The organism is Streptomyces sp. NBC_01591 (genome assembly GCF_035918155.1).
Taxonomy (GTDB): Bacteria; Actinomycetota; Actinomycetes; order Streptomycetales; family Streptomycetaceae; genus Streptomyces.
On sequence record NZ_CP109327.1, the window covers coordinates 608017 to 632543 of the forward strand.

At 68.7% G+C, this 24527-nt stretch carries 15 protein-coding genes and 7 pseudogenes; 5 read left to right on the forward strand and 17 right to left on the reverse strand.

Annotation, left to right across the window (positions count from 1 at the left end; all coding sequences use genetic code 11):
- Positions 1-7: 7 nt before the first annotated feature.
- Positions 8-1501: a transposase gene (locus OG978_RS03055; RefSeq protein WP_326763675.1), complete on the reverse strand. Its 1494-nt coding sequence runs from the start codon at positions 1499-1501 to the stop codon at positions 8-10.
- Positions 1502-1589: 88 nt separating this feature from the next.
- Positions 1590-2931, reverse strand: a pseudogene (locus tag OG978_RS03060) (NF041680 family putative transposase); the annotation flags it as partial.
- A 205-nt stretch (positions 2932-3136) separates the two neighbouring features.
- Here OG978_RS03060 and OG978_RS03065 point away from each other — a divergent pair.
- Positions 3137-3792, forward strand: a pseudogene (locus tag OG978_RS03065) (class I SAM-dependent methyltransferase).
- A 233-nt stretch (positions 3793-4025) separates the two neighbouring features.
- Here the strand turns inward: OG978_RS03065 and OG978_RS03070 are convergent.
- Positions 4026-4969: pseudogene (locus OG978_RS03070) on the reverse strand (IS701 family transposase); the annotation flags it as partial.
- A 69-nt stretch (positions 4970-5038) separates the two neighbouring features.
- On the opposite strand from OG978_RS03070, the pseudogene OG978_RS03075 reads away from it, so the two are divergent.
- Positions 5039-5877, forward strand: a pseudogene (locus OG978_RS03075) (IS3 family transposase); the annotation flags it as partial.
- Here the strand turns inward: OG978_RS03075 and OG978_RS03080 are convergent.
- Positions 5826-6524: pseudogene (locus OG978_RS03080) on the reverse strand (IS110 family transposase); the annotation flags it as partial. The pseudogenes OG978_RS03075 and OG978_RS03080 overlap by 52 nt on opposite strands.
- 228 nt (positions 6525-6752) lie before the next feature.
- Between OG978_RS03080 and OG978_RS03085 the strand changes: the two are divergent.
- Positions 6753-7136: pseudogene (locus OG978_RS03085) on the forward strand (transposase); the annotation flags it as partial.
- A gap of 16 nt (positions 7137-7152) precedes the next feature.
- Here OG978_RS03085 and OG978_RS03090 read toward each other — a convergent pair.
- The 4 genes from OG978_RS03090 to OG978_RS03105 form a co-directional block, all read right to left on the reverse strand.
- Positions 7153-8199, reverse strand: coding sequence for an FAD-dependent oxidoreductase (locus OG978_RS03090; RefSeq protein ID WP_326763677.1), 1047 nt, complete (start codon positions 8197-8199; stop codon positions 7153-7155).
- Between the two features lie 610 nt (positions 8200-8809).
- A complete protein-coding gene (locus OG978_RS03095; protein ID WP_326763678.1) occupies positions 8810-9298 on the reverse strand; it encodes a hypothetical protein in 489 nt (162 codons plus the stop codon).
- Positions 9299-9863: 565 nt separating this feature from the next.
- Positions 9864-11408 carry an FMN-binding glutamate synthase family protein gene (locus OG978_RS03100; RefSeq protein ID WP_326763679.1) on the reverse strand — a complete coding sequence of 515 codons (1545 nt, stop codon included), beginning with the start codon at positions 11406-11408 and terminating at the stop codon, positions 9864-9866.
- Positions 11409-11930: 522 nt separating this feature from the next.
- The gene (locus OG978_RS03105; protein WP_326769914.1) at positions 11931-12554 is read right to left on the reverse strand and encodes a TetR/AcrR family transcriptional regulator; all 624 of its coding nucleotides are present in this window, start codon (positions 12552-12554) and stop codon (positions 11931-11933) included.
- A gap of 70 nt (positions 12555-12624) precedes the next feature.
- On the opposite strand from OG978_RS03105, the gene OG978_RS03110 reads away from it, so the two are divergent.
- Entirely contained in the window at positions 12625-13047 is a 423-nt protein-coding gene (locus tag OG978_RS03110) for a hypothetical protein (RefSeq protein ID WP_326763680.1), read from the forward strand.
- A 962-nt stretch (positions 13048-14009) separates the two neighbouring features.
- On the opposite strand, the gene OG978_RS48200 is transcribed toward OG978_RS03110, so the two are convergent.
- The 3 genes and pseudogenes from OG978_RS48200 to OG978_RS03120 all read right to left on the reverse strand — a co-directional run.
- On the reverse strand, positions 14010-14456 hold the full coding sequence (locus OG978_RS48200; protein ID WP_442817645.1) for a hypothetical protein: 447 nt from the start codon (positions 14454-14456) through the stop codon (positions 14010-14012).
- A gap of 195 nt (positions 14457-14651) precedes the next feature.
- Positions 14652-15191: a helix-turn-helix domain-containing protein gene (locus OG978_RS48205; RefSeq protein ID WP_442817646.1), complete on the reverse strand. Its 540-nt coding sequence runs from the start codon at positions 15189-15191 to the stop codon at positions 14652-14654.
- A 59-nt stretch (positions 15192-15250) separates the two neighbouring features.
- A pseudogene (locus OG978_RS03120) lies at positions 15251-15828 on the reverse strand (HAD family hydrolase); the annotation flags it as partial.
- Between OG978_RS03120 and OG978_RS03125 the strand changes: the two are divergent.
- Positions 15806-16099: a hypothetical protein gene (locus OG978_RS03125; protein ID WP_326763681.1), complete on the forward strand. Its 294-nt coding sequence runs from the start codon at positions 15806-15808 to the stop codon at positions 16097-16099. The pseudogene OG978_RS03120 and the gene OG978_RS03125 overlap by 23 nt on opposite strands.
- 138 nt (positions 16100-16237) lie before the next feature.
- On the opposite strand, the gene OG978_RS03130 is transcribed toward OG978_RS03125, so the two are convergent.
- From OG978_RS03130 to OG978_RS03155, 6 genes are all read right to left on the reverse strand, one after another.
- A complete protein-coding gene (locus OG978_RS03130) occupies positions 16238-17011 on the reverse strand; it encodes a helix-turn-helix transcriptional regulator (protein WP_326763682.1) in 774 nt (257 codons plus the stop codon).
- Between the two features lie 31 nt (positions 17012-17042).
- Complete coding sequence (locus OG978_RS03135; RefSeq protein WP_326769915.1) at positions 17043-18740, reverse strand: amidohydrolase; 1698 nt, start codon at positions 18738-18740, stop codon at positions 17043-17045.
- A 639-nt stretch (positions 18741-19379) separates the two neighbouring features.
- Positions 19380-20741, reverse strand: coding sequence for a DUF3100 domain-containing protein (locus OG978_RS03140; RefSeq protein WP_326763683.1), 1362 nt, complete (start codon positions 20739-20741; stop codon positions 19380-19382).
- Complete coding sequence (locus tag OG978_RS03145) at positions 20738-21964, reverse strand: amidohydrolase (protein ID WP_326763684.1); 1227 nt, start codon at positions 21962-21964, stop codon at positions 20738-20740. The genes OG978_RS03140 and OG978_RS03145 overlap by 4 nt, the downstream gene beginning before the upstream one ends.
- A gap of 9 nt (positions 21965-21973) precedes the next feature.
- Positions 21974-23530: an aldehyde dehydrogenase family protein gene (locus OG978_RS03150; RefSeq protein ID WP_326763685.1), complete on the reverse strand. Its 1557-nt coding sequence runs from the start codon at positions 23528-23530 to the stop codon at positions 21974-21976.
- Complete coding sequence (locus OG978_RS03155; protein ID WP_326763686.1) at positions 23527-24414, reverse strand: NAD(P)-dependent oxidoreductase; 888 nt, start codon at positions 24412-24414, stop codon at positions 23527-23529. Before OG978_RS03155 ends, OG978_RS03150 begins: the two co-directional genes overlap by 4 nt.
- Positions 24415-24527: the final 113 nt, after the last annotated feature.

Below are 24527 nucleotides of genomic sequence, written 5' to 3' on the forward strand. Positions count from 1 at the left end.
GTGAAGGTCAAGAGCGATTCTTGGGTGTGTGATTGATGAGCTTGTTGAGGTTGTGCACCGTGCCGAGGAGCTTGATCTCGGCGTCCACCGCTTGGCGGCCGCGGTAGTTGAGGTGTCGTCCGATCCGTTGGAAGAACTGGGCGAATCCCGGCTCGACCAGGGCACTTCGTTGACGGTACTGGGCCCGTCCCGTTGGGGTGGCGAGGCGGGCCGCCATGTCCTGCTGGCCGGCAGGGGCCTGCTGACGTTTCGCGGGAAAGCCTGCCTGGTCGGTATCGCTGGTGACCGAGACCAGTAGCGGGAGGTCAGCGAGGGCCTCGAAGGACGTGGCGGAAGCGTACCCGCTGTCAGCGAGCCAGAGTTGGATGTCGCCGGGGAGCCGTGCGGCCTGGTGATTGTGCTGGGTCTTCTTCACCATCGGAACGAGGGCCGTCCTGTCCGAGGGATTGTCGTGCGCTTCGATGGCCAGCAAGAATTGACGGCGGGCGCACACGATCTGGATGTTGTATCCCTGCAGGTAGCCACCGCGTTTGCCGGGAATCAGCCGGGAGTCGGGATCGCTCAGGCAGGCACGGGAATCCGGGGAGGGGACCGGTCGGGGTGCGTGGGCCCGCTCCAGCCAGGCCCGCATCTTCACCAGTCGCGTTCGCTGGCGAACGAGGACGGTCTTGTGCTCCATCGGGACCGGCGGCCGTCCGTTCGCTCCACGACGTCCTGCCGCCCGGTCCTCTTGGACGCGGAACTCGTACTTCTTCAGCTTCTCCTGGTGCGCCTCGGTCTCGGCGGCCAGGCGCATCTCCGCGCGGGCCACCATCCGCTCGGCGGCTTCGACCTTGACCCGGATCTCGGTAGGTGAAGGCATAGCCCGTTCATGCAGTCTGTCCCTGGCCGTGTGCGCGCGGGTGAGCCGGTCGCACAGCCGGGACAGGCGAGGCCAGTTATCGCACGGGTCCTCGCCATCGCCCTGTGCTGCCGAGCCGTCGGCCTCGACGCTCAGCGCGTGGTCGACTACATCCTCCATCAGCGTGCGGATCTCTTTCTCGCACTGGGAGATGGTCCCCTCCAGGCGCTGGAGCCGCTGGTTGGCGTCGCGTGAGGCATTCGCCTCCATCGGTGAGCCGTCCACGGCCACCGCCGAAAGATCGACCAGGCCACGTCGGCCACACAGCGACAACACCTGGACGAACAGCGAGTTCAAGGCGGCACGGTGGCGTCGTACGAACCGCGCGACGGTGGAGTGGTCCACTCGGCGGTTCGCGGTGATGATTCGGCAGCCCACGTCGTCCCAGCAAGCCTGCCCGATGCGACGGGAGGAGCGCACTCCCTTGCTGTAGCAGTACAGGAGCAACGCAATCAGGCTCGCGGGAGGGTAGGCCACCCCGCCCCGCCCGTCGTCACGGTAGCTGTTCTCGAACGCCGACAGGTCAAGAACCTCGACGACGTCGAGCACCTTCCAGCACAGGTGCTCGGGCGGCAGCCACTGCCGGACATCCCGCGGCATCTCAAGATCACGTTCACGGTCGCACGACAAGAAGTTCCGCTCCACCGGCCAAGAATCCGACGCCTCCCTGATCCTTGGAACCGAACAACGAATCGCTCTTGACCTTCACGGGGCAGGAGCCGTGCGACAGCCTCGGCAAGTACGGGCGGAGGTTTCTGAACCCCCGGCGGACCCGGGCGGGGGTGAGCCGGCCGGGCTCGGCCGGCCTCTCCCAGGGGCGGCGGAGGTCCGCAGCCAGCGGCCGGGCAAGGCGGAGTTGGGTATGGGCGGCGATGATCAGCCAGGTCCACCGGTCCGCCGCCTCGGGGGTACGGAGCTTCGGGCGGGTCCAGCCCAGCGTTTGCTTGAAAGGGCGGAAAGTGTGCTCCAGGTCGAATCTGCGCAGGAACGCCTGCCAGCGCAGGTCGACGCCCTCGCCCGACAGGCCGGTGACCGACGACCGCAGCCAGACCGGGAGTGGATCGTGGCCGCCGGGCAGGCGCTCGACCTCCAGGCGGATCAACGTGCTCGATGACGGGGAGTTCGCCGGTGTGGTCAATCCACGCGGAGCGGGTGGTCAGCCGGGGATGGATGCGGTCCCAGGCCATCACGCGAGCGGTGCCGTAGCGGTCGGTGACCTGCACGGTCGCAGTATCGGGCTCTTCCCAGGTGTCGGGCTTGGCGAAGCGGAACTCCTTGCCGTGCTTGGGCGGCCGTCCGCCCTGCGGCGGTGAGATCCAGGGGACCGGGACGGGCTTGCGCATCACGCGGTCCGTGCGCATCCGCCCGAGGACCTCCACCGGCAGTCCTTCCAGCAGATGGGCCATGCGCGGAGCGTCGTAGCCTGCGTCGAAGACGACCAGGATGTCGCGGTCCCCCGCGCGCCAACGGCCCATGTCGATCAGGTCCTCGACCACCCGGCGGACCTGGGCAGCGGTGACCTTGGCGACGTCGTCGGCCGGCCCCAGCCGCAGAGCGTCCAGGATCTGGCACCACGAGGTCCGGCCCGACTCCAGCACGGCGACGAACGAGTAGGGCCAGCCGGGCACGAACTGGTCCGAGGACCGGCCGCTGCGGCCGTAGACGTGGCAGAACAAGCGGTCCGCGCTGGTCGGTGCGTCCGGCCGGAGCCAGTGGGTGACGTCCACCGCCAGGACCAGACGCCCGTCGGCGGCCTCGGGCTGCGGCAGCCCGGCCAGCACCTGCTGCAGCCGCGACACATCGACGTTCCCGCTGTTCAACGCGTCGTACATCGCACCGTGCCCGCGCCGGTGCTCGGCCGTCAGCGTGAGGTCCACCGGCGTGGTCACCGGCCCGTCCGCGCACAGCAACGCGTTGGTCAGCTCGAACAGCGTGTCCTCACGCGGGGTCAGGCAGTCGAAGAAGTCGTCCCGGAAGTGTGACGCGACCGCGAACGTCTCCCGCCGGACATCATGTTGCAGCAGACTCATTCCCCCACGGCCTTCGTACTGGTCAAGTGCCTCTTTGGTCGGAGCGCAGGATCAGACGAAGGCCGTGTTCACGTCCCCGGAATCCTCGTACGAGCGAGTGCGTTCGGGACATCGTTCGAGGTCGGACCATAAAGAACAAGCTCAGTGACTGTTTGAGATCCTGCGACGCTATTGCAGGTGGACCGAGGATGATGGACTGGGTGCCATGACGACATTGGCGACCCGCATTTTTGAGGCAATTAACCGATTCCACAACGTCCCCCGTGGGACCACAACGCCCACTACCACCGGTGGATCATGCGGCAGGTCCCCAGGCGCTTCGACAGAGCTTTGGACGTTGGATCGGGTAGCGGAGATTTGGCCCGGCTCCTGGCCTCACGTGCCAAATCCGTGCAGGGTCTGGATGCCGACCACACAATCGTTGCTCGGGCCCGGGAGCTCACTGCGCCGGCTGCCCCAGTGACGTTCACCGCAGGAGACGCACTGACGGAGATACCGCCTGGTTTCTACGACGTCATCACGTGTGTCGCCACCATCCACCACCTGCCGTTCTCGGACACTCTCATCCACCTTCGCCAGCGCTTGGCACCAGGCGGGACTTTGGTCGTCGTAGGCGTAGCCCGTGCGCAGTCACCCGGCGACCATCTTCTCGGCGCTGCCGCCATTCCGCTGAATATCGCCATGGCATGGATCAAGAACAAGGGACGCAGAGCACCACGGCCGGACTCCATGACGGCTTCCACCCGACCAGCGACCATGAGCTTCGCCGACATTGTTCGTGACGCCCGCCGTGTTCTGCCCGGTGTTCGGCTGCGCCGACGCCTGTTCTGGCGCTACACGCTGGTCTGGCATCAGAGCTGACGAGCGCTCTCGGAAGCCGCTCTCTGCGACGTTCAGTTTCCGATGACGGGTTTCTTCGACCAGTAGGCCACAACATCGTCAAGGGCTCAGTGGCCGAGCATTTCGGGGCGCCGACCGTGATCTCGACGGAGGTCAAGGGAGAGGCTGACTTCCCCCGCAAGCACTGGTGGATCACCGAACCGGTCGCCCGAGCCCTCGCTCTAGCGGTGGTTTGTTAAGCCGGGGAGTAGAGGTCAAGCGGGTGGCCTGCGCCGACGGCGTTGATCAGGGCTTGGAGTTCCGGTGGTGGGGGTGCATTCGTCCAGGCTCGCCAGCATCGTTGGAGGCTGGTCCAGGGGTCGAGCCAGGCCCGGACGGCGCGTATTGCTTTGGCCAGCTGGCCGTGTGGGGCTGGTGGGGTCTGGTTGGGCCCCCTCTCGGGCCGGCTCGGTTCTTCGGGCGGCTCCGGTGGTGCTGTGCCGGGCGAAACCTCGGGTGGCGGACTGAACCAGGCGTCCCAACAGAACGAGAACGCGCAGGTGACCAGCGTCTGGTGGCGGCGGATGGCGGTGTCGGAGCGGACCTGGAAGTCGGCCCACCCGAGTTCGTCCTTGACCTGCTTGTAGTTCTGCTCGATCCAGTGCCGGATTCCGTAGATCCGGACGACTTCGTGCAGGTCAGCGGCGGGTTCGGGACTATCGGCCTCGCGGGGGCCGCCGGGTCGGGGCAGGTCGGTGGCCAGGTACCAGGTGGCCTTCGCGGGCAGGGTGGCCGGGTCTGCGGTCGCCACGATCAGGCGGACGTTTCCGTCGGGGCCCCACCAGCCGAGATGGGCATCGGCGGCCCACCAGGTCTCGGTGTGTCCGTCGCGGAAGGTTCGCTCGATGGCAGTCCAGTCGCCGGGATGCTCGGGATCCGTCCAGGTCAGGGCGCGGGCGGCGTCGGCGGGGGTGTAGGCGTCCTTGCCGTAGGCCCAGGTGCCGTGGCTCGGTTTGAGGGCCATGACGAACGGCAGTCCCGCCTCGCTGAGTTGTCTGCGGAAGCTGTCCTGGTCGCCGTAGGCGCAGTCGGCGGCAACGGCCCGGAAGGTCACCCCGGTGGCCTTGGCGGTGCGGGCGAGTTCTGCGGCGATCTGCAGTTTCGTGCGGAAGCCGGGATCGCTCCTGCCCTTGGGGAAGTGATGGCCGGGGCTGTAGGGGGGCGTTTCCCCTTGATCGTGGACACCCTGATCATTGGATCGTGAAGATCCATAGGACAGGAGTTCCCGTTGGGGACATCGAAGTACTCGCCTGAGTTCCGGGCCGATGCCGTCGCGCTGTACCACGCCAGTCCGGGTGGGACGTATGCGTCGGTGGCCAAGGACGTGGGCGTCAGCCACGAGACGCTGCGCACGTGGGTGCGGGACGCCGGGCAGGCCGCCCGGCCCGGGGCCGTGGAGGCCACCGCGATGGAGAAGGAGAACCGGCAGCTGCGGGCACGGGTGAAGGAACTCGAGCCTGAGCGGGAGATCCTGCGGAGGGCCGCGAAGTATTTTGCGGCGGAGACCAGCTGGTGAGCAGCCGCTTCCAGTTCGTCGACGATCACCGTGGCGCCTTCGGCGTCAAGCGGCTGTGCCGGATGCTGCATGTCTCGCGTTCCGGCTTCTGCCGGTGGCTGGCCGGCGCGGACGCGCGGGCTGCCCGGGCCCAGGCAGATGCAGAGCTCGCCGAACGTATCGCTGAGATCCACCGGGAATCGGACGGCACCTACGGGGTCCCGCGCGTCACCGCCGAGCTGAAGGACGCCGGGAGGCGGGTCAATCACAAGCGCGTCGAGCGCGTCATGCGCACGTTCCGCACCGTCGGGCTGCACCTGCGCAAGAAGGTCCGCACCACCATTCCCGAGCCATCGGCAACGCCGGTGCCAGACCTGCTGCGGCGCGACTTCACCGCCCAGGCGCCGAACACCAAGTACGTGGGCGACATCACCTGTCTCCCGATCGGAGGCGGCCAATTCCTCTATATGGTAACGGTGTTGGACCTGCACTCGAAGCGGCTGGCGGGCTGGTCGATCGCTGCGATGGTCTTCTCCCCGGGGACAGCTGTGTGCTGGCGCTCGGCGGCCTCGACGGCCGTTTCGGCAAGGGATCGCGCGTTGCGGACCTTGCGATTGGCCAGCCACTTCGTCAGCCGCGCGGTGCCGGCGCGACGGATCGAGCCCGGGGTCTGGTAGCCCGCAAGGAGCTTGAGCGGTCCCGTATTGGTCAGGTCCAAGGCCCTCTCCAGGGCCGGGAACATACTCAGAAGTGTGCCGCGTAGCCGGTTCACCGCGCGGGTGCGGTCCTCGACCAGGTCACCGCGGCGGCCGGTCAGCAGCTTGAGCTCGATGGCGATTTCGTCGCCGGGGCGGATGGGTCGCAGGTCGCGTCGCATCCTGGCCTGGTCGGCGATGACGTAGGCGTCGCGGGCGTCGGTCTTGCCCTCACCTCGGTAGCCGTCGGATGCCCGGTTCACCAAGCGGCCCGGGATGTAGAGGACTTCCTGACCGTGGTTGATCAGCAGGGCCAGCAGCAGCGCGGGCTCCCCGCCGGTCATGTCGATGGCCCAGGTCACCTGCTCGCCGCCGGCCAGGGCCAGGACGTCCCCGATCAGCTTCAGCAGTTCGGGCTCGTCGTTGGCGACCCGCCGCGACAGCAGTGTCTTTCCGCTGGAGTCCAATGCGAGGCAGTGGTGGTGGCCCTTGCCGCTGTCGATCCCAGCCCACATCCGGCTCATCCCGCTCCTGACATGCTCGTTCGAACGATGCGTACCACGGACGACCTCGCCGGCATTGCTCTACGCAGCGACTTGTTCGCACTTCCTAATCGGCGGCCGAGTCGTCGTGGGGAGCCGGGCGGCCAAGCATGTGGAGCCACAAGGCGGCAGCGCACCGAGAGCCACACCCGCCTCCCCTGGGTGCCGCAACCCTACGAATGACTGGGGCCTCCCAGGAAGAAGGTAGAGCGCACGGAGCTGGTCACCGACGCACTCAGGGCCGCCGCAGCGGCCCGCGGCGCCGACGGCCTGCACGGGGCGATTTTCCACAGCGACAACGGAGCCCAGTACGCGTCGAGGGAGTTCGCCCAGGTCTGCTCGGAACTCGGCGTGACCAGATCACGCGGCGCGGCGGGCACGAGCGCGGACAACGCCACCGCGGAGAGTCTGAACGCGACCATGAAACGCGAGACGCTCCAGGGACGGAAACGGTGGGACGGGGCCCGCGAGGCCCGCCTCGCGGCCTTCCGATGGGCAACCCGCTACAACACCCGCCGACGGCACTCCCGCCTCGACCAGATCAGCCCGATCGCCTACGAACAACGATCAACTACGCTGGCCACCGCCGCATGACAACCGGTGTCCACGATCAAGGGGAAAGCCCCCCGAGTTGTTCCGCCGCACGCAGCGCCAGCGAGGCCGCGAGCGTCACCCCGGGGTGCGCAGCCAGTGCGACGACCCCCGGAGTGCTCGCCAGCGGTGCGCAGAGCACGCCGTCGCCAGCCGGGATCGGGCGGACCCCTATGGTCACGTCCCCCAGCACCGGTTCCCGCGGCAGTCCGAACGCCTCCCTTACGGCACTCAGGGACGCACGTACCCGCGCTCGCGTCGCCGTCTCCGTCTCGCCCGGGACCACGTCCTCGGCGCCGACGAAGCCATGCCGGGCGGACGGCCGGATCTCGAAAGCCGGCGTGGACACCACCCGGTCCAGGCGTAGTTCCGGCGCGATGAAGGTGAAGCGCGCGGCCGGGACACCGGGCACTTCGATGTGCTCGCCGAGCTGCTCCGCGAGGGCGGGCAGGCCCGTCCCGCAGGCGAGTACGATCCGATCGACGACGAGTGCCACTCCGGTGCCCTGCAGCTCATAGCCGCCCGCCCGCCGCGCCCGGATGCGATCCACCCGAGCGGCGACGACGGTGGCCCCGCCGGCCCGCGCGCGGGCGAGGAACGCGCGGCGCAGGTCGTCCGGCTCGACCATGCCCTCGTCGCTCGCGTGCGCGACGACCGGCGGCGGCACCCGCAGGCCGGGAAGGATCTGTCTCAGAGCCTCCGCCTCGACGGTCGCGACGCCGGGACCCGATTGCTCGGCGAATCGAGCCGTTGCGGCTGCGGTCGATGCCCAGCTCACGGCGCCGTTCCAGGTGATGACGCCGCGCAACGGCCGCGTCGCCGTGACATTGCGCAGCACGCCGAGCGACCGGGCGAGCTCGTCCCGATCGCGCGCGCCCGACGGCGGTTCCGCCGCCGACCCGTGCGAGTTGAGCCAGCCGAACGCCACATCCGTCACCGGCGGCCGCGACTCCTCCGCCGTGCAGACCACGACGGACAGGCCGCGGCGCACGAGCTCGTCCGCCGCCGCCGCTCCCAGCGCGCCCGAGCCGACCACGGCGACGCGCATCATGCTCTCCCGAACCATTCGCCCACCTCTGTTTCCTCGGCGACCATGCGCACTGCACGGCGACGGAGCTCAAGCGGGTACCGGGAAGGTCGTACCACGACTCGATCCTTTCATGAGCCTTGCACGCTTCACTCCCGGCACCTTCTTGTGCTTTGCCTGCGATCCGAAGGTGCAGGGCAGCGAGCGCGTTCGTTCCCCTGGAGGGGAAACGACCAGGTCAACGGAACGTGGCTCAGCACTGGCGGTATCGCCCCCAGGTGATATCCGGCTCTCGAATGTCCCCCTGCTGCACAGAAAAGTGCACCAGGGGTGCATTCCGCAGTGCATGCAGCAGCTGTGCATAGATCTCGCGTGGAACATCTCAGCACTGCGATGTATGCAGCCGCCAGTACGGAAACTGACGCCGTGCTGCTGACCTCGGAGCAGCAGAACTCGTTGTGTGCAGCAGAGCCTCGGGCCGCAGGCCGCTGAGCAGGCTCAGGCCGACAACGGACTGGCCTGCTCCCCCGGCAACTGCCGTGTGCAGCATGGGCCATGCAAATGCTGCGCTGTACCACGACACCGCCTGCTGCCACCCGGCTACCACCACCAGGACCACGAGCAGCACCACCGCGACGACGACCACCACTCACCGGACCCACCGCGCAGAAGCTGTTGCACACAATGGCGAGCAGCAGGACCAGGAGTGGGAGCACTTGAACACCTCCCGCTTGGAGCGGGCGAACTCCGCGTTCGTCGCTTTCAACTCGGCGACCAGGTCTTTCAGGGCCTTCTCCCCGCCGACGGCCGGATAGACCACCTCGCGCACGCTGCCCTCGGGGGCGCCGAGGGAGGCAGTGGCGATCTTCCCAAGCAGCCCGGCCCTGCCGCGGACCTTGGTGAACTCGGCGACGAACGCCTCGGTGACCTTCTTCTTCGCCCACGCGTTGATGCGGTGCACGGTGGAGTTCAACAGCTCCACGAGGGTGTCGGTGATCTCCCGCTGACGCTGGAAAAGCAGGGCTGCGAGCAGGACATGCCGTACGGGGGCGTCGAAGCGCCGCAGGTGGCTTGGAGAGGTGGCCGACGCTCTGGCCCGCCAGGCGTTGATGACCTGCACCCCAACGCCGGTGAACACTGGCCGACTGAGGCGCCCAGTCGCAATACTGTGCCGAGGCTCGGTAGTTGTCACCCACGGGACCGAATGGGCTGCAGAAGGAATCAGGTGATCTGCAGACTCCAGGTGTCCACCTCGGGACTGCGCCGGTGGAAGACGTTCGGCTGAACCGGGTCACATGTGACCAGCAGGATGTCTCCCTGCCCGAGCACAGCCTCCCGGTCGACTCATGTGGAACGTCACTTGCTGGTTCGGTGGACCTCAAGCTGCATGAGTGCGGGCCTGGGGCAAGAGGGACGAAACGAGCCGTTCTGATGCTGGTTCGGTCCATGCCGCTGAGCCGGCGCTCGCCTTCCGTGATGGACACCAGGCGCCACTTGGGTGACATGCTGCGGGGTGGGTCGAGCAGGTCCACCTGGATCAGCAGGCTTGTCCGGCCTCGACGGCGGGCCTTGTGGATGAGATAGCGAGAGCGCCACTTCAACCGGCCGCCGAGGACGTTGTTCACCTGCGCCGCATCTCCCACGTTTCCCCCGTCTGCGAGCCGGTCAAGCCATCTGTCCACCCAGGCTGGCCTGGTCACGCGTCAACCGGCAGGCTTCTGGAAAGGGGTCGGCCTGGTGGTGAGCAGTGCGGTGATCTCCTGGGCGAGCTCCGGGCCGAGTTCGCCCCAGCCGTCCTTGTAGCCGTAGACGCTCGCCAGGGTGCGGGCGTCGTAGTCGCCGTTCATGATCTCGATGTCGGTGGTGGTGATGAGTGCCGGGTGGGCGACGCCGACAGCTCCCGAGACCTTCAGCAGCTCCTTACGCAGGGTGCGCAGGTAGACAGCAGCCCGGGTGGCCTTCGAGGGCGCGTCGATGCCGCGCACCAGCCACGGGTCCTGAGTGGCGATGCCGGTGGGGCACTTGTCGGTGTGGCATTTCTGCGCCTGGATGCAGCCGATGGACAGCATTGCCTCGCGGGCGACGTTGATCATGTCGACACCCAGGGCGAAGGCGACGGCGGCATTCTCGGGCAGACCGAGCTTGCCGGAGCCGGTGAAGGTGAGGTCGTCGGTCAGACCCCGCTCGGCGAACGTGCTGTAGACGCGGGAGAAGCCCATCCGGAACGGCAGCGACACCGAGTCGGTGAAGATCAGGGGAGCCGCCCCGGTGCCGCCCTCGCCTCCGTCGATGGTCACGAAGTCGACGCCGCGATCACCACGCGCCATCAGCGTGGCCAGCTCCTGCCAGAAGCTCATCTCCCCCACAGCGCTCTTGATCCCGACCGGCAGACCGGTCTCGGTAGCGAGCAACTCCACGAAGTCGAGCATCGAGTCGACGTCGTGGAACGCGGTGTGCCGAGAGGGGGAGGCGCAGTCCTTGCCGACCGGGATGCCGCGGATCCTGGCGATCTCGGGGGTCACCTTCGCGCCCGGCAGCATCCCACCGAGCCCCGGCTTGGCGCCCTGGGAGAGCTTGATCTCTATCGCCTTGACCGGGGCGCCTGCGACCACGGCCTTGAGCTTGTCGAGGTTGAAGGTGCCGTCTTCATTGCGGCAACCGAAGTACGACGTCCCGATCTGGAGGATGAGGTCACCGCCGTTGCGGTGGTACTGCGAGAGGCCGCCCTCGCCCGTGTTCTGCATCGCGCCGGCCAGCGCCGCGCCCTTGTTGAGCGCCGTGATGGCCGCGCCGGACAGCGATCCGAAGCTCATCGCCGAGATGTTCACGACGCTCGTCGGCCGGAACGCCTTGGCGCGCCCGCGCGGGCCGCCCAGCACCTTGGCCGAGGGCAGCGGGGCCTGCGGGTCGTGCAGATCGGGCAGCGTGTCGGCGAACGTCCGCTGCTTCACGTACGCGTGCCCTTGCACATGCTCGACATCTACGTCGGTTCCGAACCCGAAGTAGTTGTTCTCTTCCTTCGCCGACGCATAGATCCAGGTGCGCTGGTCACGGCTGAACGGGCGCTCTTCCTCGTTGGACGTCACGACGTACTGGCGCAGTTCCGGCCCGATCGTCTCCAACAGGTACCGGGCGTGCCCGATCACGGGGAAGTTTCTGAGCAGTGCGTGCTTCTTCTGGACGAGGTCGCGGGCAGCCACCAGCGCCAATGCTGTTGCGGCGGCTGCGCCGATGCTCCGAGCGCGCATGAACGTTCCTCTCCTCGGCTGCTCGATACCCGACTCCATCGCTCTGCGGCGGACGTCGTGGGCGTTGGGCGGCGGACACGGCCAGGCAGGCATCGGCGTCCGACTACGAAACGCCACATGATGTTAGAGGTCTTGCGGATGGGCGGACGCGGCAGGGTACGTGAGTCCGGCCGCGCCGCTGGCATCCCCTGCCGGCTGAACTCCCGCCGCACTCCGCGCATCACCACGGCCCCGGGCTGGGAGGGCGCCGTCTTCGTTCCACGGCCCGGGCACGGCAGCACGCTGGTAGCACCAGGTACACCGGATCGTTCTGGAGCAGAGCAGAGCACAGCAGTGCCCCCTGCCGCCGGCCCATTGCAAATGCTGCGCCAAGGGCCATCGCCTCAGCTCTGATTTCCTTCGGAGATTTGCTGTCGCGCCTCTGTGAAGTTGAGGCAGTCACGGTCTTTGCGAGGCACCTGTTCTCGCGTCCCGGTCAATCCGAGGCGCCGGCCTTCCACCATGCCTCACCTTGACCGACAATCACGAAGCATCCGCATCGTGATCGATGAGGGACATGTCGGATGCCAGAGCGCGGGCGGTGTCGGCGAAGTACTGCTCGTCGGCACCGTGGGCGAGGCCGAGGGTGACGCCCTGGCCGAGGCCGACGAACAGTGCCCTGAGTGCGGTGGTCAAACGCTGTGCTTGATGCGCCGTCACGACGCTCCCATGGTGCGATCTTCCGGTGAACAGCGCGATGAGGTGGTTCTCCTGCGATCGGATGGACGTGGCGAGCTGGGTCCCCAGATCGGGGTCATGCAGGGCCATATCCAGCAAGGTGATCTGGAGCGACTGGCGAGACAGCGCGTCGGGGGCGTCACAACTACGCCGGTAGTGCCTGGCGAAGGCATCGACCGCTTCGAGCAAATCCAGCCCGACTGGAACCGCCTGCTCGATCTCTTCGTAGTACGGCCGCAGGTAGTCGACGACGAGGGCGACCACCAGGCCGTTCTTGCTCCCGAACAGTGAGTAGATGGCGCCGGTGGTCAGGTCGGCGCGCTCGGCGATCTCATCAAGCTTGGCCCGGTACCCGTCCCGGGAAACGACCTGGAACGCGGCGTCCAGCAAGGCGCGGCGGTTGCGTTCCTTGGCCTCCGCTCTCGTCATTCTCATAGTTTGATTATTACCGTAATCTCATTATGGAACCAGTCAGGACGAGCTTCAAGGAGGAACGCTCATGGCCCAGGTCGTGGCACTGCGGGTGACCCGCCGGACGGTGGGGGCCATCGCCGATGGCGCCTTCAAGGTGTTGCTCGCCGCTGTCTACATCGCCGGCGTTGCCCCACTCGGCCGGTTACTCGGCACGCCAGCGTGGCTGATGGTTGTCTCGGGCGTGGCCCTGCTAATAGGCGGTGGCATCGAGATCGGATACACGCGCAGCCGGTCGATGCGCACGTACACGCAGCTCATGGTTGCCTACGACAGCGGCTGGGTGTTGGCGGCTGTCGTAGGCTTCCTGATGGCGCGGCAAGGCAGCAGCGCCGGGGGTGAAGTGTGGATCGGGTACCAGACAGCCGCCCCCGTCATGTTCGCCGCACTGCTGGTCGCCGCCACTCCGACAAAGACGACCTCGGACACCACAGAGGCCCCCGCCCACTGACGGCCGGCCTGATCGCCACCGATCCCGTCCAAGGGAAAGATCCTTCAGCTTCCTCAACTGAACCAGTACCTCCGGAAGCACCGCGCCTCGGAGGAGTAGACCCGCCCGCGACTGGCCGGCGGATGCAGCCGCGGACGGGAAATCAGAAGCGCCGCCTCCTGCTCGGTTTCGGTGTGCCGAGTGCGCGCCGGAACGCGGCTCGCAATCGATCGCGCGGCTTGCAGTCCGACGTACCGGGCGGGTGTGCGTAGCTGTCGGACCGGGCTCCGGACATTGAGTCGCCGTAGGCGGCAATGATGTAATCGCCCGTGATGGTGTGATCGCAGTCGACGCAGATCATCGACGAGCCTTCCGCCAGACACGGCCGAGCTGCGCCACCGTGAGGCAGGCCGTCCCAGCGCGGCAGGCCGCGCAGGTCAAGGTGTGGCCGAGCAGCGTGCGGTACGCGACGTCTGGCGCAGGCAGTGTCCTGGTCAGGGTGATCATTGTTGGCGGCCTTTCCAGCAGATCGAGCAGCAGCTGGGGAACCACAGAGCCGAGATGCCGTGCGCGTCCACCGGGCGGGGCCTTGGTCATGGGCTGCCCCACTGGCCGGCGCGACGCAACACCAGACGCAATGCGCGCCGCGCTGCTGCGCATCAGACAGTGACGCCGGATCCGGCACGGTGAACTCAGCAGTGAGCAGGACCGGCTCCCTCATCGGTGGCAGGCCCGCAGCCGCAGGAGACGATCGGCCAACACCGGGTCTGCCCCGGCAAGACGACGGCCCCGGCCGGGACGAGCTTCCGGGTCACGGCGCCGCAGCGCCAGCAGGCTTCGCCGTGGAGCCGAGCAATACTCACTCACTCGCTTCTTGATGAGCACAGGGGTGGTCATGGTGCCCCTCCTCTACCTGTGTGGTGTGGACAGATAGAGCGTGGGCCCTGGGAAGAGGTGCAACTGCTACAAGGTGTAGCAGCCCGTCAGGCGGCGCCGATCCAGTGAGCAAAGTGGGACAGGCTTTCGGCATCGGCACGGTGGAAACGCCGCAAGCTACCAGCGACTTCACGCGCCCACGGGTGCTCGCGGGTGTGCTGCGGAGCCGATGCACGGGCCACCTTGAGACTCTCGAACGCGTCTGCCTGAAGCCCGGACCATTCCTGCGCGCGGGCCAGCTCGATGTAGAAGCCGCTGCGGCGCCCGGCCGGCAGATCAGCGGGCGGCTTCCACTCAATAGCTACGCGCAGGGCGCGGTCGACGTGGTCACGGCCGAGGCTGACAGCGACGGACACTTCGTGGATCCGGACCGAGTCCGGGCCGAAGGTGGTGCCCAGATAGACACCCTCGCGCGCGACTTGATCGCCGAGCTGTCGGGCGTGCTTCAGGTGGATGTCCGCACTGCCCACGTTTCCGTCGCGTCCAGCGATCACGGCCGCCCGCATGTGGAAGGCGCCGCGGGCAGCGGGACGACGGCGCGGGGGCGTCCTCGATCGCCTGCTCCAATGCGACGAGGCCCACGGCGTGGGCTCGAGCCGCGAAGAAGACCTCTGTCCGTACGTACGCCGTACGCCGTGGCGGCCCGGACGAGAGGGTCGCCAGCACGGTCAGCGGCCGAGCGCACCAGGTCAATCAGCCGCGCGGAAAGATCGTGCGCGCCGTACTTGAACGCAATCCGCGTCGGCGGTTCGGGCGGCAGCAGCCAACACTCTGGCAGCGGCCCGATGCTCAGTGCTGCGCGCGGTGTGGACGTACCGGATGGCGTCGCCGAGGAGACTCGGGATGGCATCTGCGATCCGGCCGTACTGAGCACCGAGCCGCCAGGTCACTGCCGAATCGCTCGCTTCCGCGAGTTCGTCCGGTCTCCGCGCTGGAGAGCCCTGCGGGATCTCGTACCCAGCGATCATCGACGACAGTTCCGGGAGGGCCCGGTGGACACGACGCTCGGTGCCGACGTACCCCGTGCGCAGCTGCGTGGCGTCCACCTCAAGGGTGGCTGCAATCGCTTCGAGTACTTCGTCACTCGGCCGCCTCGCGCCGCGCTCGACGGCTCGGACAGTGGCGTAGGAGACGTGGGAGGCAGCGGCGAGACTGGTCTGGGTGAGGCGACGTGCGCGGCGACGTGCGGCGATCCGCTCACCGACCTCGTGCGGGGAGTCGGCGGACATGATCTGGCCGTACCCGCACCGTCACTGCGCGAGAGTACGGATTCGGTACAGGCAACTACTCGCTGACGATCGAGGGCGGCCCACAAGTGCCCCCACGGCCCACGCCGCAGGTGCACTGTCCGAAGGCCAGTTCGCGCGGCCGGGAAGACATCGTTCATGGGGTGATCACCGATGTAGATGGTGTCCCATGCCGGGGCCCGGGAAGCGTCGAGGACCCGCGCGAAGAAGTCAGCCGCCGGCTTGGCGCACCCCCACTCTCCGGACGTGGCGATGAAGTCGGCCGGCAGATTCAGCGCCCGAAGCAGCTGTCCCGCCTTCACCGTCTGGTTCCCGGCGATGACGACCCGGACGCCGAGATCCCGCAGTGCGGTGAGCGCGGGGCGTACGTCTCGTACAGGTCGGTCTCATCCAGGTGCTCCCCATGGCCGGCAGCCTCGCGGGCGGCGTACTCGGCAGGGATATCGATGCCGGGCTTCAGGAGCCGGAGAGCTTCAGCGTTGTCGAGGCCCTGGGAAGTGACAGCGCCGACGAGCGCGGACACGGTATGTCTGAGAACACCCGACCAGTCGGCCCAAGAGGCCCAGTAGCGGTCATCGCGGACAAGGGTCTCGCCGATGTCGAACACGATCGTCTTCACCGTGGGCACCCTACGGGAGGCATCGAACACGACGAAAGCGCCCTTGCCGCAGCCGGTGGTCACCGCAGTGACCAGCTGTGTGGTACCGCAAGCCGATCGCATTCAGTCGGCAATATCCGGCCCGCGTGGCGAACTGGATGACGGTCTGATCGCGCTGGAACGAGCAGCGTGGGCCGAGCAGCAGGAGTACCGGCTGAAGGTGGAAACCGCGGCCCCGGGTGCAAGCGGCTATCACCGCGCGCGCAGAGGCGACGGGACAGTCCCGGTATGAAGTGGAGCGAAAGCTGAAGCGCCTGGTCCGGCACCCGTCCGAGGACGACGACAGCTGACCCCTGCTTGAGGAGGCGAGAAAGGAGTGACCCGCAAGAACACGCCCGCAGTCCAAGCGTTTTGCCCTGCTGGGCTCGCGTCAGCGGGAGGGTTCGATTCCCCAGGCGGCGGCTCGGGCGGCGGCGGCCGCGCGGTTGGGGAGGTCGAGCTTGGCGAGGATGTGCTCGATGTGGGTTCCTACGGTGCGCGGCGTGATGTGCAGCCGCTCGGCGATCTCCCGGTTGGTGCGGCCGACGGTCAGTTCGGCCAGCACCTGGAGCTCCCGCGGCGAGAGTCCGCCAGGCCGCCGCGCATCCACAGCGGGGGCGGCCGCGGCGATCTCCCCGGGTGGCGGGCCCGCACACCGGCCGACGGCCGCGGCGAAGGCCTCGGTGAGCAGGGTGACCACGGCGCGCGCCGGGTCGGGCGCGCGCCGTGGCCTGCGGGTGCTGACGTTCAGCATGCCGACGTACCGGCCGTCGGCGGCGAAAAGGCACTGGGCCACGCCGTCCTCGATGCCGAGCGGACACAGCACCTCCTGGAAGCCCGGGGATGCAGCCAGGAGCTGCCAGGGGACGTCCCTGAGCCAGAGACCGCCTCGGGCGGGACTGCGGAGCACGGTGAACATCGGATCGTGGTGGAGATGGGTCTCGATGTAGGCCGTGGCTTCGTCCGGGTAGCTCCCGGCCAGGGTGGTGTGACACCGGCGCAGTGGGTCCCACCGGGTCAGGGAAGCGTGGTCGTACTCCATTACCTCTGACAGCGCCGCCAGGACCGTGTCGACGCCGGTCACGCCGCTCGTGGCGCTCCTGGCTGCCTCGCGGACGTGGACGGCCGCGTCCAGGATGTCCGCCGTGCTCCGCTTCGCTGTCATCGTCCAAGGATGATCACGCGCCCGGAATACGTCAATCGCGAAGGGTGTCGTGCACGACCTGCCCATCCATGACAGTGAGGACGACGGGCATCTCCGGGATGTCGTGGGGGTCGGCGGTGAGCAGGTCTCCGTCGAGCACACAGAGATCGGCGACCTTGCCCGGCTCCAGTGAGCCCTTCCAGTCGTCGGCGAAGTCCTGCCAGGCCGCGTCGATCGTGTATGTACGGATCGCCTCGGCCAGACCGATGCGCTGCTCGGGGCCGCTGACCCGGCCGGCGGCCTTCGACTCGCGCAGCAGCATGGTTGCGACGCCCTGGCGCCAGTCCGGGTACGTGACGGGGGCGTCTGACCCGCTCGCGACCCGCACGCCGGCGTCGATGGCGTCACGGTAGGGCCATGCGTACGCGGCCCGTCCGGTGCCGACGAACTCCTCCTCCATGTCGGCGACGGTCCATTTGATGGTGGGGTTCATGTTGACGCCGAAGCCATGTGCGGCCAGCACCTTCATGCTGTGTGCGGTGAGGAAGTCTCCGTGGATGACGTAGTGGCGAGCGTCGGGCCGCGGATGCTCGGCCATGGCCGCGGCGAAGGCGTCCGCGACGGTGTCGATGGCCCGGTCGCCAGTGACGTGAACGCCCAGCTGGTGCCCAGCGGCGTGGGCATACCGGATCATGGCGTCGATCTCGGCGGTCCGCTCGGCGTCGGTCTCGCCGCCGACGCACAGGGAGCCGCAGCCACCGCCGACGTACGGCTCGTGCATCCAGGCCGTCTTGTTGGGAACTATGCCGTCGGCGAAGATCTTGACCCCGAGGGTCGCGAGACGGCGCGGATCGGCGTCGCCGGGCGTGTCGAGGGCGGTGAGGGTGCGGGTGAACTCCTCGGCGGTGCTCGCCATTCCGGTGGGCAGGAGCAGAACGCCGAGGCGGGCGGTCAGTTCGCCGTCGGTCAGCAGTTGGCGGTAGACGTCGAGGGTCTCCGCACCGAGCGCGCCCCGCATGATGCCGTCGCCGCCGGGGCCGAGCCCGGGCTCGGTGTAGCTGGTCACGCCGAGGCGGGCGAGCGTGGCGAGGGTCGACCTGATCGCGGCGGTCCGCTCCTGCCGGCTGAGCGACGGCAACGCGTTCTGGACGAGGGCCTGGGCCCCCTCGTGGAGCAGCCCGGTCGGCTCCCCGGCTTCGTCCACGACGATGGCCCCGCCGGACGGCGCGACGGTGTGCCGGTCGATCCCGATGAGTTCCAGTGCCTTGGAGTTGACCCAGGTGGCGTGCCCGGAGAAGGAGTACAGGACGACGGGGTGGTCCGGGCTCACGGCGTCGAGGTCGCGCCGGGAGGGCAGCCGCGAAGGGTCGGAGACGCACTCGTCGAGGTAACCGGTGTCCCAGCCGTGCCCCGTGATCCACTGCCCACCCGGAACCCGCCCGACGGCCTCCCGTACCACTTCGGCCACGTCCGCGAGGCAGGACACGGCGGGATGGCCGAGGTCGAGGGAGAGCGGAGGCGTCGCCATGCCGAAGGCGCATCCGTGCAGATGGGAATCGTTGATACCGGGAAGCAGTGTCGCCCCCCGCAGGTCGACAACGCGGGTGCCGGGTCCGACGAGCGGCGCGACATCGTCCCGCCCACCGACGGCACTGATGACCCCACCGGTCACCGCCAGGGCCGAGGCAACGGAGAACTCGGCATCGACCGTGACCACCCGCCCACCGAGAAACACCAGATCCGCATACATGTCCACAGAAGGGTCCTTTCGAAGATCGGGTGCACCAGGCCACCCGCGAACGATCTCCCAAGGACTATGGCCACGCCCTTGCCTCCCGCACATCGGTCATCCCACCGATACGCGCTCTCGTAATGGCAGGCTGACGCCTTGTGCTCCGGATCACGTCGGGTTTCGGGAGGGCATCGGGTGCACGAGAACCACCCCCCATTACCGTTTTGATGGCTCCGCAATGGGGCGCCCGGCCTCCGGAGTTGGCATGATTTTCTCCCCCTGGCGATCGCAGGTCTTGGGGGTGGTGTCACCGGCTCCGGAGACATCTACAGACCGCTGAATGCGATGTTATGCAGCCGATGGTGCATCGGCAGGGAGTCGGCGCCGGTATCCGTCGGCGCAACCCGCGGCTCGGGCGCCAGAACGACCCCGCACGTGCCTGTACGGGGCCGTTCTGTTCGCGGGATTGGGGCGACTGGAGGTCGTCTTCGACGGGGTGCTCGGTGACGTGCCGCTGTAGTGACACATCGCATCCTCCGCCAGATCGACCGTGCGGCCGGGGCACGTCGCGACCCCGTCAGCGTCGGCGTACCACCCCTGCTCGGCGACCAAGAGGAGGCGCTGTCGCACGGTCATGCCTGCGGTGTGGAGGGGTAGTCAGCCCCACGCGCCGAGGGTGAACTCGGCGATCACTACCGAGAGCAGGAATGAAGCGGAGATCGCGACGAGCCCAACCGGGATGATCTTCCAGCCGATGCGGCGCAGCAACGGCAGATCCTTGCCCAGCGACAGTCCCGCGAGGGTCAGCATGATCGTGGCGATGGACAGAAAGTCCACCGAGCCGACCAGACTGTTGAGGCTGCCGGAGGCGAAGAACCACGGGCTGGACGCATACGCGCCCACCGTGGTGATCCACACAATCGCGGAGATCTTCCGGCTGACCTTGGCGAGGAACAGACCGAGCAGCACCAGGCCCAGCAGCACGGCGTAGCCGCCGACGATGTCCCAGCCGATCGTGCCGGCCGCGACGGAGGCGGTGCCGAGGCCGAGCACCGTCAGGACGCCGAGCGAAAGCCAGAGCGGGATCCTCATCTCGCCCGAGGCGGCGGCGACTTCCTCCCGGAAAGCGCGGTTCGCGGCGGCGTCGTCTGTCGGGCCGTCCGTGGCGTCGGGGACGTCGGGCGTCGTTGTCTCCGGCGTGCGGGTCTTCTGACGGCGGGTGAGGAAGCGGTAGAACCGGTCCGCCAGCGGCAGTGCTACGTAGATGCCCACGTAGACCCCGAGGATGGTGGTGATGAGGTTCGACACCGCCGCCATGCCGAGGATGGCTTCCTCGTGCCCCGGGTAGGCGGCCACGATGCTGGCCGAGGACGCGGCCATCATCGATCCCGAGCCGACGCCGGCGCCCATGGCGAGGGCCAGTGGGTCGAAGATGTTCCAGTTCGACACCAACGAGGTCAGGAGCGTGATGAACACTGCTCCGAACATCGTGCCGAACACATACATGGCCAGGACGCCGCGGTACTGGTCGGAGTCCGGCCCGTACTTCTCCGAGACCATCGCGAAAGACGGCTCGCGGTCCAGTGAGAAGGTGGCTCCGACCGTGGCCTTGCCCAGGCGCAGTACGACGGCGAGCGGCAGGGCCACGGCCACCGTGCCCAGTAGATGGCCGATCTCCTGGAGCAGCAGCGCAGGCCCGGCCTTGACGAGCGTCGGCAGGCTGGGGCCGATGTTGAAGGCGAGCCGGGCGACCAGGAGCATCACAGCCACGCCGACGAGCGCGGACGCCACTTTCTGGAGACGGATGCCGAGGGGGCGGACCTTCTGGACCGACACCAGCAGGCCCAGGATCAGGCCCCACACCATGGGGAAGATGATGACGGAGCCGATTCCCAGGTCGATGTCGAGCTGCCCGACGGCCTGCACGACCAGGGCGATGATCAGGGCAAGGGCGGCGATCGGCAGGGCCTGACGCGACCCGGCGATGCGGTCCTTGGCCGAGGCGGCGAGGGTGCTCATGTCGACACCGCCTCCTTACGGACGTCACGGCGGTAGCCCGCGGCGACAAAACGGTGCCGGTGCTCGATGTTGCCCGCCGCGTCGACGACGGTCCAGGCGAGGGCACGGGCCGCCTCGAACATCATGTCGTACGCCACGGATGTGTCGGCGACGGCCGCGAAGGCATGGGAGTGAATGGGGACGTCGGCTCCCGGGATGCTCAGCCACGGATGCAGGCTGGGGATGACCTGGCTGATGTTGCCCATGTCGGTCGAACCGCCGGCGAGCCGGTCACCGGAGGTGACGTCCCGTCCGAAGGCTGCCATGGCCGACGTCCAGAAGCCCGCCAGCGTGTCGTCCTGCACGAGCGGCTCGTAGAGCGGCTCGGTGGCCTCTACTGTCAGCTCGGTGCCGGTCGCCAGGGCCGCACCCTCGAAACACCGCCGGACGCGCTTCAGCAGTGTCTCGTACTCGGGCAGGGTGAATGCCCGGCACTCGAAGTCGACGACGGCCCGCTCGGGGATGATGTTGGTGGCGACGCCGCCTTCTGAGACGAACAGCGCCACTCGATGGTCGCCCGGCAGTTGCTGGCGCAGCAGCCCGACGGCCACCTGGGAGAGCGTGGCGGCGTCGGCGGCGTTCACTCCCTGGTGGGGTGCGGCTGCGGCGTGCGCCGCGTGTCCCCGGAACACGGCCCGGTACCGGCCGACCGCCTGCGCGGTGCTCCCGGCGGGGTTGTAGCCGATGCCGTCCTGTACCGGGTGGACCATCAGGGCCAGGCCCACTCCGTCGAACGCGCCAACCTCCAACAGCAGCGCCTTGCCGCCGCCGTGCTCCTCGGCCGGGGTGCCTATCGCCTTCAGCGTGATGCCGAGTTCGTCGACGTGCGGGGCCAGGGCCAGCGCGGCGGCCACCGAGGCGCCGGCGATGAGGTTGTGGCCGCAGGCATGACCGACCTCGGGCAGCGCGTCGTACTCGACACAGAGCGCGACCGTCAGTTCGCCGCTGCCCGCGGTGGCGGTGAACGCGGTCGGCAGACCGCCCGTGCCGTGCTCGACCGTGAACCCGCCCTCGGCGAGCAGCTTGGTGATCGCCTCGGCGGACTCGGTTTCCTGGAAGGCGGTTTCGGGACGTGCGTGCAGGGCGCGTGCCAGCTTGAGTACGCGGTCCTGCCAGTCCGACACGCCGGTGGAGGTGTCGGTCTTGAGTCGGCTGCCGGCGTCGGCGGGATTGTTCGTGGCCACGGATGCCTCCTAGTAGCTCAGTGAGGGGAACGGGGCACCGGCGGCCCGGGTGGGCGTCCAGACGGCCTTGGTCTGCGTGTACTCGTCCAGCACCCCGGGACCGGAGGAGCGGCCGTGTCCGGAGTCCCCGAAGCCGCCGAAGGGCACCGCGACGTGGATGGTCTTGTAGGCGTTGATCCAGAAGGTGCCGGACTTCACGGCACGTGCCACGTGGTGGGCGCGGGCGACGTCCTGGGTCCAGACGGCCCCGGCCAGGCCGAAGTTCGTGGCGTTGGCGCGGGCGATGGCCTCCGCCTCGGTGTCGAAGGCGTCGGCGCCGACCACTGGTCCGAAGACCTCCGTGGTCTCCAGCGGGTTGGCGGGCGTGACCCCGTCCAGCAGGGTGGGCGGCACCCAGTGTCCGCTCGCCAGCGCCGAGTCGGTGAGCCGGGCGGGCAGCTGTGTGCCGGTCACCCGGCGGGCGCCGCCCGCGAGCCCGGCCTCGATCAGCGAGGTGACCGTGCCGAACTGGGGCCGGGTGATGATGGGGCCGACCTCGGTGGTGGGGTCGAGGGGGTCGCCCAGTCGCAGCCGGGACGCTCGCTCGGCCACGCGCGCGATGAACTCGGCGTACACGGACCGTTCCACGAGCAGCCTGGAGCCGGCCACGCACGACTGGCCCGCTCCGGAGAAGACGGCCGACACGGCGCCGTCGGCCGCCCGGTCCAGGTCGGCGTCGGCGAAGACGATGTTGGCGCTCTTGCCACCGAGTTCGAGGACGGTCGGGATTCCGGCGCCCGCCGCGGCGACCGCCACCCGGCGGCCGGTGGCGACCGAGCCGATGAAGGACACCTTGCCGACCCGGGAGTCGGAGGTGAGGGCGGCGCCGACGGTGGCGCCCAGGCCGGTGGCGACGTTGAACACACCGTCCGGCAGCCCCGCCCGGTGGGCCAGCTGGGCCAGCCGCAGTGTGGAGGCCGGGGTGAATTCGCTGGGCTTGACGACGACGGCGTTGCCGGCCGCGAGCGGCGCCGCCGAGTTCCAGCCGCCCGTGAACAGGGGCGCGTTCCACGGGGTGACGGCCACCACGACGCCCCAGGGGATCCGTTCGGTGTAGGTGTGCCAGTTGCCCGGGACGGGGATCGTGTGGCCCAGCAGCTTGTCCGCCCACCCTGCGTAGTAGCCGAACATCTCGGCGACCTTGGCGGCCTCGGCGTGGGTGTCGCGGACGGGCTTGCCGGTGGTGGCGGATTCCAGGAGGGCGAGTTCCTCGGTGTGCTCACCGATCGTCCGGGAGACCTCGCGCAGGATCGCGGCCCGTTCGAACGGGTCGGTCGCGGCCCAGACCTCGGCCCCGCGGACGGCGGAGGCCAGCACGGCGTCGGCCCCTTCGGCCCCGGCGTCGGCGTAGTCGGCGAAGCCCTCTCCGGTCGCGGCGGCGGTGAGGCGCACGGTCTCGCCGCCGCCGGTGACGACCTGACCGTCGACGAACGAGCCCAGGCCCTCCGGGAAGGCGGCGTCGAGAGCGGCACGGGCGGTGGCCGCGCCGGACGTGCTCAGGTCCGTCGGGAAGGTGGTGGTGCTCATGCTGCGGTGGCTCCTTCGGAGGTGAGGGAGGGGGCTACTGTGCGGGCGATCTCGGTGAAGTCGGCGTCGGGACCGAGCGCGGCCAGGGCCTCCTGCCAGACGCGGCTGGCGGCGGCCAGCAGTTGCGGGGTCGCGCCGCGCTGCCCGGCGGTCTCGACGGCGAGTGCGGCGTCCCGAGCCATGAGTCCCAGGGCGAAGCCGGAGTCGTAGGTGCCGGTGAGCACCCAGTCCGGGTACATGGCCGCGGACGCTTTGCTGGCGCCGGACGCGCCGCTGATACCCGCCGCTGCGGAGGAGGGATCGACGCCGTACGCCTTCGCCACGGCGAGGGCCTCGCCGACCGCGACCAGGTTGACCGCCGCAAGGGCGTTGTTGAGGAGTTTGACCACGTTTCCGGAGCCGGGGGCGCCGAGGTGGCGGTACTGGCCGCCGGTGAGTGCGTCCAGGACGGGCCGGGCCGCGTCGAGCGCGTCAGGGTCGGCACCGACGAACGCGGCGAGCCGACCATCGGCCGCGCCGTCACGGCCGCCCGAGACAGGTGCGTCCACGAAGGCCGCGTCCTTGTCCGCTGCGAGGGCCGCGCACTCGGCGGACGTGCCCGGCTCCGACGTCGTGGTGTCGACGATGGCGAGCGTGCCCGGCCGCGCCAGCAGAGCGGGCACGGTCGCCTCGACCACGCGAGCCGAGGGCAGCGACAGGACCACATAGGGCGTGCCGGCCAAATGGTCGAGGTCCTCGACGACCTCCACACCCTCCTTTGCAGCGGCGGACCGGGCGGCGGGCGCCGGATCGAATCCGCGCACCTGCCACCCCGCCCGCAGCAGGGCGGAAGCCATGGCACCGCCCATCGAGCCGAGGCCGACAACGGCGATATGCTTGCTCATCAGTGCTCCTGTCATGAGGGGACGTGCGTACGGACACGAGCGAGGCCGGGGAGACAGGCCTCGCCGGCCCGGGGAGACGGTTTTCAGTGGGCCCCGACAGACCTTGGGAAGAG

Coding starts and splice junctions, on each gene's coding strand:
- OG978_RS03100 (WP_326763679.1), bottom strand. CDS start 11,408: ATGCGCGCTCGGAGCATCGGCGCAGCCGCCGCAACAGCATTGGCGCTG.
- OG978_RS03125 (WP_326763681.1), top strand. CDS start 15,806: ATGTCGAACACGATCGTCTTCACCGTGGGCACCCTACGGGAGGCATCG.
- OG978_RS03130 (WP_326763682.1), bottom strand. CDS start 17,011: ATGACAGCGAAGCGGAGCACGGCGGACATCCTGGACGCGGCCGTCCAC.
- OG978_RS03105 (WP_326769914.1), bottom strand. CDS start 12,554: ATGACGAGAGCGGAGGCCAAGGAACGCAACCGCCGCGCCTTGCTGGAC.
- OG978_RS03135 (WP_326769915.1), bottom strand. CDS start 18,740: ATGTATGCGGATCTGGTGTTTCTCGGTGGGCGGGTGGTCACGGTCGAT.
- OG978_RS03150 (WP_326763685.1), bottom strand. CDS start 23,530: ATGAGCACCACCACCTTCCCGACGGACCTGAGCACGTCCGGCGCGGCC.
- OG978_RS03055 (WP_326763675.1), bottom strand. CDS start 1,501: ATGCCGCGGGATGTCCGGCAGTGGCTGCCGCCCGAGCACCTGTGCTGG.
- OG978_RS03140 (WP_326763683.1), bottom strand. CDS start 20,741: ATGAGCACCCTCGCCGCCTCGGCCAAGGACCGCATCGCCGGGTCGCGT.
- OG978_RS48205 (WP_442817646.1), bottom strand. CDS start 15,191: ATGTCCGCCGACTCCCCGCACGAGGTCGGTGAGCGGATCGCCGCACGT.
- OG978_RS03155 (WP_326763686.1), bottom strand. CDS start 24,414: ATGAGCAAGCATATCGCCGTTGTCGGCCTCGGCTCGATGGGCGGTGCC.
- OG978_RS03110 (WP_326763680.1), top strand. CDS start 12,625: ATGGCCCAGGTCGTGGCACTGCGGGTGACCCGCCGGACGGTGGGGGCC.
- OG978_RS03090 (WP_326763677.1), bottom strand. CDS start 8,199: ATGGTTCGGGAGAGCATGATGCGCGTCGCCGTGGTCGGCTCGGGCGCG.